General features: G+C 53.4%; 7 protein-coding genes and 3 pseudogenes. 5 read left to right on the top strand and 5 right to left on the bottom strand.

Annotation, left to right across the window (positions count from 1 at the left end; all coding sequences use genetic code 11):
- Positions 1-115: 115 nt before the first annotated feature.
- From guaD to xdhA, 4 genes and pseudogenes are all read right to left on the bottom strand, one after another.
- The gene (guaD, locus tag B4967_RS03465; protein ID WP_083023601.1) at positions 116-1,426 is read right to left on the bottom strand and encodes a guanine deaminase; all 1,311 of its coding nucleotides are present in this window, start codon (positions 1,424-1,426) and stop codon (positions 116-118) included.
- A gap of 1 nt (position 1,427) precedes the next feature.
- Entirely contained in the window at positions 1,428-2,297 is an 870-nt protein-coding gene (gene xdhC, locus B4967_RS03460; RefSeq protein ID WP_083023599.1) for a xanthine dehydrogenase accessory protein XdhC, read from the bottom strand.
- Positions 2,294-4,717, bottom strand: a pseudogene (gene xdhB, locus B4967_RS03455) (xanthine dehydrogenase molybdopterin binding subunit). Before xdhB ends, xdhC begins: the two are co-directional and overlap by 4 nt.
- Positions 4,701-6,151: pseudogene (xdhA, locus tag B4967_RS03450) on the bottom strand (xanthine dehydrogenase small subunit). The pseudogenes xdhB and xdhA overlap by 17 nt, the downstream one beginning before the upstream one ends.
- Positions 6,152-6,358: 207 nt before the next feature.
- Here xdhA and B4967_RS03445 point away from each other — a divergent pair.
- A complete protein-coding gene (locus B4967_RS03445; protein ID WP_083023596.1) occupies positions 6,359-7,009 on the top strand; it encodes a TetR family transcriptional regulator C-terminal domain-containing protein in 651 nt (216 codons plus the stop codon).
- Positions 7,010-7,012: 3 nt separating this feature from the next.
- Positions 7,013-9,610: an ATP-dependent helicase HrpB gene (gene hrpB, locus B4967_RS03440; RefSeq protein WP_422821838.1), complete on the top strand. Its 2,598-nt coding sequence runs from the start codon at positions 7,013-7,015 to the stop codon at positions 9,608-9,610.
- 137 nt (positions 9,611-9,747) lie between these two features.
- Here the strand turns inward: hrpB and B4967_RS03430 are convergent, their stop codons facing one another.
- Complete coding sequence (locus tag B4967_RS03430) at positions 9,748-10,101, bottom strand: hypothetical protein (RefSeq protein ID WP_139794392.1); 354 nt, start codon at positions 10,099-10,101, stop codon at positions 9,748-9,750.
- Positions 10,102-10,236: 135 nt separating this feature from the next.
- On the opposite strand from B4967_RS03430, the gene B4967_RS03425 reads away from it, so the two are divergent.
- The 3 genes and pseudogenes from B4967_RS03425 to B4967_RS03415 form a co-directional block, all read left to right on the top strand.
- Positions 10,237-10,410: a DUF2970 domain-containing protein gene (locus B4967_RS03425; protein ID WP_083023591.1), complete on the top strand. Its 174-nt coding sequence runs from the start codon at positions 10,237-10,239 to the stop codon at positions 10,408-10,410.
- 124 nt (positions 10,411-10,534) lie between these two features.
- Positions 10,535-11,650, top strand: a complete 1,116-nt coding sequence (gene coxB, locus B4967_RS03420) for a cytochrome c oxidase subunit II (protein ID WP_083023589.1) — start codon at positions 10,535-10,537, stop codon at positions 11,648-11,650.
- A gap of 48 nt (positions 11,651-11,698) precedes the next feature.
- A pseudogene (locus B4967_RS03415) lies at positions 11,699-12,026 on the top strand (cbb3-type cytochrome c oxidase subunit I); the annotation flags it as partial.

The following is a 12,026-nucleotide window of genomic DNA, read 5'->3' as shown; positions in this document are numbered from 1 at the left end:
GCCCCGTGCACCGCCTGCTCGGGGCTTTTTTAGTTTGGGCATGCTAAGACGCGGAATAATCCATAAAAGCCGCTCTTTAGGAGCGGCTTTTATGGCTATGTAGCAATGGCTTAGGTTAATCCCTGCGGTGTTGGCAAATGCCACCCGCCCAGGTTTCATAAATGGCGCGGTCGTCAGCAAGCATCATCAGTGCAAATAAACGCTCGCCAAGCGTGTTGCAGTGCTGGATGCGGCGCTCAAGGAGCGATGTAGCATGAGGATCAATAACCACAAAATCTGCTTCATAGGAGGGGGCAAGCTGGCCAACCTGACTGTTCAGCGAGAGTGCCTTTGCATTACCGTGGGTTAATCCGTAGAAGCCTTGCCAAGCGGTAAGCGGCTGCCCGCGTAGTTGACCAACCTGATAAGCACTTTTCAAGGTGCCAAAGCCTGAGAGGTCCGTACCTGCGCCAATGTCACTGGCATAGGTAAATGCCATCCCAGTCTCTTTCGCCGCTTCTCGATCAAAGAGTCCGCTGCCCAGAAAAAGGTTTGAGCTAGGGCAAAAGGCAATATTAGCGCCTCGCTCGGCCAAACGCTTGCGCATTCCGTTATCAAGGTGGATGCCATGGGCAAAAGTGCTGCGTGATCCTACTAGGCCAGCTTCTTCATAAACAGAGAGGTAGTCCCTGCTGCCTGGGAAGAGTTTGGCGACCCAGTCTAACTCCCCACTGTTTTCAGCCAAGTGAGTTTGTAACCACAGAGTAGGGTCATTGCGAAGCAGGGCACCAGCTGCATCCATCTGTGTCTTGGTAGATGTCGGCGCGAACCGTGGCGTGACGCTGTAACCAAGACGCTGCTTGCCGTGCCAGTCTTCAATCAAACGCTCTGTATCGGTGATTCCCGTCGAGCCGTCCATCAGCGCATCAGGCGCGTTGCGATCCATCAAGACTTTTCCTACCAGCATACGCAGCTGGCGTTTTTGGCAAGCCGTGAAGAAGGCATCTACCGAGCCTGGGTGGCTCGAACCGAACACTTGGGCTGTCGTTGTGCCTGCACGGAGCATTTCGTCTAGAAAGGCATTAGAAAGTGCCTCTGCATGGGCGTGGCTGGCAAACCGACACTCCTCAGGAAAGGTATAGTCATTCAACCAGTCCAGCAGTTGCCGCCCGTAGGAGGCCATGATATCAAGCTGAACGTAGTGCACATGGGTATCAATAAACCCAGGCATAATCAGTCTGCCGCGATAATCGAGCACTTGGCTATTCGGAGGTAGCTGGTCAATGAGGTCGGCATAGTGCCCAATCGCTTGGATATGGCCCTCTTTAAGCCATAAAAGACCGTCGCCGTAGTGCTCAAGACTGCCCGGTTGAGGCAAGTTGTCGTCGCCTGGGTCGCGGGCAAAGCTAACTAGCTCCGCACGGATAAACGTATCAGTAGAAGTCATATTAACTCGGGTTTGTCGCAGTATCGTGAAATAGAGAGCGCAGTGCGTCAGGCTCAAGCCCTCGGGTTTGGTGGGCAGTGGGTTTATCAGTAAGCCATAAAAGCTCAGTGACCACTGTCATAGCAATCGCGTAGGGCGTTTTATTACTGAGTTTGGTGCCATGAACAGCGCCAATAGGGCAGCGCACACGCTGTATTTCTTCTGGCTTATAACCATCGCGTTTCAAACGACTTTGAAAGCTAGCCCATTTGCTATCAGAACCAATCAGCCCGATAGAGGCTATGTCAGCGCGTCTAAGTAGCGCCGCTATCAGTGCGTAGTCCTCGTCATGGTTATGAGTGAGTACCAGGACATGGCAATGTGGTGGAAGTGCTGAAACGCTCTCTTGGGGGCTTGTTAGTGTGTGACAGCTAAGGCGAGGCTGCTGGTAATCTTGTTCGTCAAATATATCGGTACGGCTATCGTACCAATCAAGGTGCCAGGGCAAAGGAGCGCTGAGTTTAACGATCTCGCAACCCACGTGACCGGCCCCAAAGAGCGCAATGTGACTGGAAACGCCGGGAAATACTTCCAGTAGTACGTTAACAAAGCCGCCGCAGCACTGGCCGCTGCGCCCACCCAGCGAGAAAGCCTCTAAATGAAAGCCAGCGCTGCCTTGTTGCAAGAAGTCTCGGGCGGCGCTGATGGTTTGCCACTCAAATGTTCCTCCTCCCAGCGTATCGAAAATAGTATCAGCGGTGATCACCATTCGTGCGCCCGGCTCACGAGGAGTCGAGCCCGCGCTGGTCACCTGAGTTGCCAGCACGTGAGGAGTACCGCTGCGCTGCAGGCGGTTCAGCGCAGCGTGCCATGCTTCGGGCGCTTGCGTCATAACGCTTTATTCCTAATGGCATTTGCTGCCAGCATGACTCTTTCAGGTGTAGCTGGCGTGTCCAGGTGAGGGGAGACGCGATAATCCGCTAGGCTTGCTAGTGCATCCCGAAGTGCAGACCACACGCACATACCTAACATAAAGGGCGGTTCTCCCACCGCTTTGGAACGGTAAAGACTTGCCATAGAGTTTGGGTGCCCCTCCAACAGATCGACATTGAATACTTTCGGTAAGTCGCCATAGGTAGGGGTTTTATAAGTGGCTGGCCCATCGCTGACGAGCACTCCCTTGGCGTTCCACTTCAGCTCTTCGCTGGTCAGCCAGCCCATGCCTTGAATAAACCCACCCTCTACTTGGCCAATATCAATAGCAGGGTTCAGTGAGTTGCCTACATCGTGTAGTACGTCAACACGGTCAACCAAATACTCCCCGCTGAGTGTATCTAAACTCACTTCAGCCACTGCCGCGCCGAAAGCGTAATAATAAAAAGGGCGGCCTTGGCCTTTAGCCCGGTTGTAATGGATTAACGGCGTGGCATAAAAGCCTTTCTCAGAAAGAGAGACACGGTTCAAATAGGCGGTTTGAACGAGTTCGCCCCAAGGAATTCGACGCTCACTTTCGCCAATGCCAGCGATGAGCATGCCATGCTCTAGCCTCATGCCTTCTCTATCTAACCCGCCCTCAAAATGCCCCGCTGCAAACTCAAACAACCGCTCCCGAAGCTTGCTTGCGGCGTCTCGTGCTGCCATACCGTTTAGGTCAGCACCGCTGGATGCGGCGGTGGGTGAGGTATTAGGCACCTTATCTGTGCGGGTAGCGCTGATCCGCACGCTATCCAGATCTAGTCCAAGCTCTCGGGCAACCACTTGGCAGATTTTTGTGTGCAGCCCCTGGCCCATTTCTGTGCCGCCGTGGTTAATCATGATGCTGCCATCGGTATAGACATGCAGCAGTGCCCCTGCTTGATTAAGATGCTGGGCGGTGAAAGAGATACCAAACTTGACAGGAGTCAGTGCGAGCCCTTTTTTAATAACAGGGCTTGCCGCGTTGTAGTCCCGAATGTGTTGTCGGCGTGCCCATTAGTCGCTGCTCGTTTCCAGGGTGTCAACCAGCGTGTGCAGAAGCTGCTTTTGGTCAACCTGCTGACCATAGTGGGTAGTATCCCGCCCCTCACGGTAAAAGTTGCGCTTACGAATCGTTAGCGGATCTTCACCAACGCGGCGGGCAATATCATCCATCGCCGCTTCAATGATCATCATGCCCTGGGGGCCACCAAAACCACGAAAGGCGGTATTTGACGCCGTATGGGTTTTAGCGCGGTGGCCGGTGACGCGCGCATCTCCCAATGAGTAAGCGTTATCCGCGTGGAACATCGCGCGGTCAACGATGGCATCAGAGAGATCTGGTGAATAGCCGCAGTCACCAATAACGGTAATATCGCCGCCTTTGATAACGCCTTGGGCATCAATCGCTAATTGATAGCGGTTATGGAAAGGGTGGCGTTTTCCAGTGGCACGCATATCTTCACTGCGTGGCAGGCGAAGTCGCGTGGCTTTACCGGTACGCCGAGCAATAATGGCGGCAATGCAGGCCCAGGGCGATGCTTGTGTCTCTTTACCGCCAAAGCCGCCGCCCATACGGCGCACTTCTACAGTGACCGCATGAAAAGGTATACCGAGCACTTCTGCCACCAATTTTTGGGTCTCACTGGGGTGCTGGTTAGAGGTATGAACCATCACCCCTTCATCCTCCGTAGGCACCACAATGCACGCTTGGCCCTCGAGATAGAAGTGCTCCTGCCCACCGATAAATAGCTCGCCTTCTATGGTTTGTTCGGCTTGCTGTAAGGTAGTTTGCCAGTCGCCCCGCTCCTGCACGTGGGTTGGGCGAACAACCTCTTGACGTCCAGCAGCGGCCACAGGATCTAGGCTAGCCGGTTGTTCGTCGATATGCAGTGTGGCCAGCTTCACGGCTTGGCGAGCTGCCTGTAAAGAGGTGGCAGCCACCGCAAATAGGCATTGCCCCGCGTAACTGATCTCCTGGTCGACAAAAATAGGGTCGCCGGGGAACACCGGCCCAATATCTGTGTGTCCTGGTACATCATGGAGAGTGATCACGTCGACAACGCCAGGCGCCTGTCTTACAGCATCAAGTTCCAGTTTCGTTAGCGTGCCGTGAGCGACAGGTGAAAGGCCGAGCGCCACGTGCAGGGCATCTTGGGGTGTTTTAATGTCATCAATATAGGTTGCTTTACCGGTGACATGTTTCTCTGCGCTTTCATGGAAGCTGGAAGCACCGGCTTGCCGTTGCCCGTGGCTATCCACCGTATGGCGAGCCAGTGGACCAGAACCTTGGATATGGTCATGCAGCTCGCGGCGAGCGCGGCTGCTGTCGCCATCAAGCTTAGTGAGCGTACGCATGGAGCATCACCTCTTGATTAGGTACTGAGAGCGATAGATAAAGGCGTTCGAGCAGGTTGGCTGCCACCTGATGACGATAGTGTTGTGTACCGCGCACATCGCTCATGGGTTGAAACTCTTCCGATAGCGCCCGCTGTGCCGCTTGAAAGTTCTCTTTCGCGATAGGCTGCCCTGTTAACGCTGCCTCTGTTTGTAGCGCTCGCTTAGGGATGGCCGCCATGCCGCCAAAGGAGATACGAACATCCTGCATAACGCCATCGCCGATACGATAATGGAAGGCTCCTAGTACGGCAGAGATGTCGTCTTCACGCCGTTTGGAGAGTTTCCATACTTTCAGGACGGCGTCGTCCGCCAATTGTGGAATAAATATTCGACTCACGACTTCATCCGCTGCCAGCGCCGTTTTTTTATAATCCAGTAAGAAGTCGCTCAGCGGCAGCGCGCGACTGCCATCCTGGTTAGCCAGCTCTACCCAGGCGTTGAGCGCCAGCAGTACGGGCGGGGTGTCACCAATAGGCGATGCGTTGGCAATATTGCCACCCAGTGTGCCGCGGTTACGCACCTGCTGTGAGCCGAGCCGGTGAAGTAGATGAGCAAAGGCGGGATAGTGGGTTTCTAGCAGTGGTTCGAGCTGTGAATAGGTGACGCCTGCGCCTACCCACCAGCCTGGCTGCTCATCAAAGATGGATTCTTCAATATGGCGCAGCTCATCAACCCGCGTGACATCAATAAGTTGATTAAGCAACGCCAGGCGCTGCGTATTTTCCAGCCACAGATCGGTGGCACCGGCAACAAGGCGTGCAGATGGATAGTGTCGGCGTAGTTCAGTTAGTTGACTCAGTGTCGTGGGCTGAGCAAAAAGGTCCGTGTTGGCTTCCGCAGATTGAGGAGCGGTAAGTGGAGTATGAGCGGGTTGGCTGGCATCAATCCATTGCGGTGCTTTCCAAGAAGACTCCTGCATGCTTAGCGCTGCGTCACGAATAGGCCGATATCCGGTACAGCGGCACAAGTTGCCGCCCAGTGCTGCTTCAAGCCGCTCTGGCGTAAGGGGTGCTGGCCGCTGTTGCTGTTGTGAATGTAGCGTAAATAGCGACATTACGATGCCGGGCGTGCAGAAGCCGCACTGGCTGCCATGGCACTCCACCATGGCACGCTGTGCCGGGTGAAGTTCTTCGTCAGTGGCCAAGCCTCTACGGTTAACAAGTGCTGGCCATGTAACTGGTGAGCGGGTGTAATACACGCATTCAGGCTTACAAAATGAGGCGCTGTATCGCTTTTAATGGCGACGGTACATGCGCCGCAGTCACCCGATGCACAGCCCTCTTTCGTGCCGGTCATCCCCAAATAGTCGCGTAGCAGCGTTAGAATGCTTGTGTCAGGGGGCACATGACACCGGGTCGGGGTGCCATTGAGCAAAAACTCAATTGTTGCCATGCCAAACTCCGTTATGATTGTTTTGACCGATCGGTCAACAATGTTGAGCTTGGGACAAAAATGCAAATCTTGCAAGACTTTGTTATATGAGATGTGGCATGCACTATTAGTGCGCATCGCACTGCGAAATGCACAGTGATGCGACACGCACGCTTGGTAGACATTTCTCGCGATTACACTGCAAGGTTTATTAAAGGAGCTTACTGAATGACGGCTGATACCGCGAACCAAGAAAATGCCAGCAGGGACCGTATTGAACAAACCATATTAAGCGCTGCAGAGCAGGTGTTTTCACCACATGGTTATCGTGGTGCTAGCCTGCAGGCGATTGCAGATCAAGCTAAGCTGCCAAAAGCCAATATTCTTTATTATATGGGGAGCAAGCAGGCGCTGTATGTGCGACTGCTAAATCGGATGATGAATCGCTGGAATGCGGTACTAGAGGATATTACTGAGGATAGCGACCCAGGGCAGGTGCTCAGTGATTTTATTCGCACCAAAATGATGCTTGGGCAGCGTTACCCTGAGGGGTCCAAACTGTTTGCCGCAGAGATATTGGCGGGGGCACCTTTCTTAAAAGAGTATCTCTCCGGCGAACTAAAGGAGTGGGTAGCCTCCCGCGCAGTGATTATTCGTCAGTGGTCCCAGCAGGGTAAAATGGACGATGTTGATCCACGTTGGCTGATCTTTCTAATTTGGTCGGCCACTCAGCACTACACGGAATATAGCGCTCAAGTGACCGGCATTCTTGGGGAAGAAGCGCTGAGTGAGGCTGACTTGGCTTCCATTTGTCAGTTCCTTGAGCACGTTATCCTGAAGGGATGCGGTATTACTTCCTCAAATGCAACCTCGCACTGATTCATGACCATATCGCTTCCCATTGAACAACATCTAAGCTCCATTCAAACCATGCTGGCCGAACACACTCGGCTTATTCTGGTGGCTCAACCAGGTGCCGGTAAAACAACCCGTGTCCCGCTAATGTTACTCTCCAGCGCCTGGGCGCAAGGTCAGCGTCTCTTACTGTTAGAACCGCGTCGCGTCGCCGCTCGCTTGGCAGCCACCTTTATGGCGTCACAGCTCAACGAACAGGTAGGTGAAACGGTGGGCTACCGGATGCGGGGCGATAGCAATGTAGGCCCCAATACCCGGCTAGAAGGGGTCACCCAAGGCGTGCTTACCCGCATGCTGCAAGACGATCCTTTATTGGAAGGGGTGGCGGGCATTATTTTCGATGAGTTTCATGAGCGAAGCATTGAAGCAGACCTAGGACTTGCGTTAGCACTGGATGTACAAGAGAGCATCCGTGATGATCTTCGGCTAATGGTGATGTCTGCCACATTGGATGTCGCTGCTTTAAAAGGTGTGTTAGGTAGTGACACCCCCGTTATTGAGAGTAGTGGCCGCGAATTTTCAGTGGAAACGCGCTACTGCCCTGTGGAAGCTCATGAATCATTAGATAGGGCTGCCTTGCGAGTCACCAAGGAGGCACTGAAGCGAGAGGGTAGTCGAGATGTGCTGGTAATACTGCCCGGTATCGCAGAAATTTCCCGGCTTGTGCAGGCTCTAGAAAGTAGCAGTATGGATGTTGAGATTCGTGCGCTTCATGGAAGCATGCCGCTCGACGCCCAGCAAGCGGCATTGCGGCCTCTTACAACACGGCAACGTGTCATCGTTTCAACCGCCATTGCGGAATCCAGCGTTACCGTCGATGGCGTCAATAGCGTGATTGATGCTGGCTTAGAACGAGTGCCGCTATTTAACCCTCGCACTGGGCTTACGCGTCTCATGACCCGGCGGGTGAATAGAGCGAGTGCTGACCAGCGACGTGGCCGAGCGGGTAGGCAGCAGCCTGGCGTTTGTTACCGCTTATGGTCAGCTGAGCAGCCGCTGGTCGCTTATGGTGAGCCTGAGATGTTGCAGGCTGATTTATCTAAATTAGCGCTAGAGCTAGCGCTATGGGGTGTGCACTCGCCGAGTGAGCTTTCATGGGTGACACAGCCACCTGAAGGAGCATGGAAAAGTGCCCAAGCGCTGTTGCAGCAGCTTCGCTTAGTAGATAGTGCCGGTATGTTGACCCCGCTGGGTAAACAGAGCGCTCAACTGCCCCTCGAACCTCGTTTAGCTACCATGCTCATTCAAGCGGCATCATTTGAAGCGGTGCCACTTGCCTGTGCCTTAGCGGCTTTAATGGAAGGCAGGGAGCGCATCAATGGCACGCTGCGCGACGCCTTAGCTCAAAGGGTTAACCAGCCTGCGGCTTATCCTCAGTGGCGACATGAAGTAAAGCGATTGTCGAGCCTGATGCGTTCGCCTGTGCCGCGGCACAGCTCCTTGGAGCAGCTTGGTGCGCTGCTTTGCCTAGCATACCCGGATCGCATCGCTCAGCTGATGACACCGGGTCGTTTTAAACTGGCTAACGGTAAAACCGCTACGCTACCTGCTCACCATCCACTGGCTCAAGAGCCTTTTTTAGTGGCAGTGAGTGTAGAGAGCGCTAACAGCGAGGCAGGCATCTATTTAGCAGAACCTATCACGTTAGCCACGCTGATTAACTTTTACCCCGAGACCCAGCAGTGGGAAGAGCGCATTGTCTGGTCAGAAGAGCAGGGTAAGCTGGTTGGTGAAGCCGTTCAGCGGCACATCGAGCTTGTGTTAGCAACACGCCCACTGCGGCGGTTGCCTGCCGACGCGGTAGAAAAAGCGCTAATGGCAGCGTTAAAACAGCGTCCCAACATGCTGTTTAACGCACAAGTGGTTCAACTGCAGGGGAGAATGGCGCTGCTCTTTGGCGCTTATCCTGAACAGTGGAACGATTGGTCCGACTCTGCGTTGTTAGGCAGTCTCGAGATGCCGTTTCACACGTACTTAATGAACACGCTTGATTGGAAGCAGCAGACTCAGCTAGAGCGCTTAGTGCCCAGTTTGATAGAAGCGCCTAGTGGCAATGCCGTTAAAGTGGATTACACACCCTGCCGGGAAGGCAGGCCACCGGTGCTGGCGTTGAAGCTTCAGGAAGCCTTTGGCTGGCAGGCCACCGCCCACCGTAGTGGATGGGCGTGTACCAGTGACACTTCACTTGCTTTCCCCTGCACGCCGGCCACTGCAGGTGACTCAAGATTTGCGAAGCTTTTGGTTGAACGGCTACTCAGAAGTACGCAAAGAAATGCGCGGGCGATACCCAAAGCCCCCTTGGCCAGAAGATCCTCTTACCGCTCAAGCCACAGCATATACAAAGCGCCGCCAGCGTTGAAAGGCTTGCCTTTCTTAGTTGCTCGGAGCGTCTTCACGCGGCGTTTCTTCTGGAATTTCACCGGGCTTGCGGTAGCGTACACCGTCGGCTTGGGGCTCTTCATAGCGGCGGTTTTCATCTTCAGGAACTACGCCCAGTACGGTCTCTTGGGTGCCCTCTGGCCACGTATAAGTGGGGCAGCCCGCGAGTGGCAAAAGCGGCAATAAGGCGAAACACAGGTGGCGAAGAAAGACTCCACGATGCTTGGGCATACACGGCTCCCTTGACAGGCCATTTTAGTTTTAACTTGGTGATGCATAGTGTGAATTGCCGGACTACAAGCCGCAAGCTTATTTACGCGTCGCTAAATTTCCTCCCAAAGGCAGCGTCGAAAGTCGTTCGATAGCTGCGTCACGCCAGCTATGCGGTCTGCATGGGCATCGGCTAGCGTTTTTGCCAATGCCTGATAGTGCTCGTTTAACTCGGCGTGTGTGCAGCGCTTGCGATTTTGGGTGAGGCATTGTACCAACGTAATGTTGCTGTGGGTGATGGCATGAAATAAATCAGCCTCTAACTGCATAGCCTGAGTCATGCTCTCAATCCAGATCAGCTGTAGCCGCAACATGGGTGGCGCAATCTGTAGATAATAGTGTTGCCCCCAGTGAGATATAGGCGAAGGAGAGCCGGTTGGAGGCGGCGCTGTCTCTTGACCCTTCATAGCAAACTCCTTTTTTTGATCAAGCTGCTTTTCAGGCAGCACGATTCATAAAATTGCCTATCCTCAACTATAGCTGAGTGCTTCAGGGCAGTTGCCAAATTGAGTATGAAATACCTCAACCTTGAGGGAGGTTCTATGTGGTCAGTGGTTAAGTCAGTATTAGCAGCACTACTAGGTGTTCAGAATGACCGCCAGCGTCAGCAGGATTTTTCAAACGGCAAGCCGGTCGCCTTCATTATCACGGCGGTGGTAGTGGCGATGATGTTTGTGCTGCTCTTAGCAGGTATTGCGATTTATGCAGCGGGATGAAGCGTTGAGAGGCATCACGATAGTAGTTCGTGACGAATGCCACATGTTTTCTATACTGATCGATATCACTTACCCTGACCTAATAAAAGGGTTGGCGAGAACAACAAGAATAAAGGAGGTTTCTATGCGCTTACCGTGGCAATGGCTTCTCACCATTACCAGTGTCGCAAGTCTCTCTCAAGCCCACGCTAGCATTTGGACTATGCCGGTGGGGGTCACTGATACCAGCCGCAATATTTTTGGCCTACACATGACCATATTTTGGGTGTGTGTAGTGATTGGGGTGATCGTCTTTGGTGTCATGTTTTACTCCTTGTTTCGCTATCGTCACTCTAAAGGAGCCAAAGCTGCCCGCTTCCATGAACATACCTCCGTTGAAGTGCTGTGGACGGCCATTCCCATTTTGATCTTGGTAGGTATGGCGGTACCTGCGACGGCCACGCTTAAAAATATGTATGACGCCTCTGAAGCGGATCTAGACATTATGATCACGGGGCAGCAGTGGCGCTGGCGTTACGAGTACCTAGGAGAGGACATTGCCTATACCTCGAACTTAAGCACCACACGCGAACAGATTCGAGGCGAATCCGAGCGAGACGAGCACTATTTGCTCGATGTTGACGAGCCTCTCGTGCTGCCTATTAATCGCAAAGTACGCTTTCTGATGACATCAGACGACGTGATTCATTCCTGGTGGGTTCCAGAGCTTGCTGTTAAACAAGACACCATTCCTGGCTTTATTAATGAAAATTGGGTGCAAATTAACGAGCCTGGTATCTATCGTGGCCAGTGTGCCGAGCTGTGTGGTGTGAATCATGGCTTTATGCCCATTGTGGTGCATGCCATGGAAGAAGCGGAGTTTGAAACATGGCTTGAAGAGCGCAAAGAGGCTGCTGAGCAAGAGGCAATGGGTGTTGATCGCGAATGGGCTATAGAGGAGCTAATGGCTCGCGGTGAAGAGGGGTATCAATCTATTTGCTCTTCCTGGCATCAAGGCGAAGGGCAGGGCGCACCGCCAGCCTTTCCAGCGCTCGCCGGAAATGAACAGCTTATTAATGAACTCGACTGGCATTTGGATCGCGTGATTAACGGTGTTTCTGGAGCCGCCATGCCTGCTTTCCGCAATACGCTGAATCCGGTAGAGATAGCGGCTGTTGTGACCTATACGCGCAACGCTTGGGGGAATGAGACTGGTGATACCGTTCAGCCAGCTACGGTGGCCGAGCGTATTGCCCAGTAGGTGTTGACCAACTTCTTCTACTAAAACGATAAGCATGCGGAGAGACATATGGCGCCCAAACTACCTCCACAACATTCACTGCAGCATAGTTCGTCTGCCGTGGCTGGTGGCCAGTCTCAGGAAGGCCAGTCGCATTACCCTCATGCAGCCCAACCCAAAGGCTTGATGCGTTGGCTGCTGACCACCAATCATAAAGAGATTGGCTCGCTATATCTGATCTTCTCGCTCACGATGTTTTTTGTCGGCGGCATTTTTGCGCTCGTGGTTGAGGGCTGAGCTATTTCAACCTGGTTTGCAGTTGGTCGAGCCCGAGTTCTTTAACCAGATGACCACCATGCATGGCCTGATTGAACCGCCCCGGTTATTCCGGAGACCG

Origin of the sequence: Vreelandella lionensis (genome assembly GCF_002087295.1) — a bacterium.
Taxonomy (GTDB): domain Bacteria; phylum Pseudomonadota; class Gammaproteobacteria; order Pseudomonadales; family Halomonadaceae; genus Vreelandella; species Vreelandella lionensis.
The sequence above is the reverse complement of the archived record's forward strand: the minus strand, read 5'-3'. Positions and strand labels throughout refer to the sequence as shown.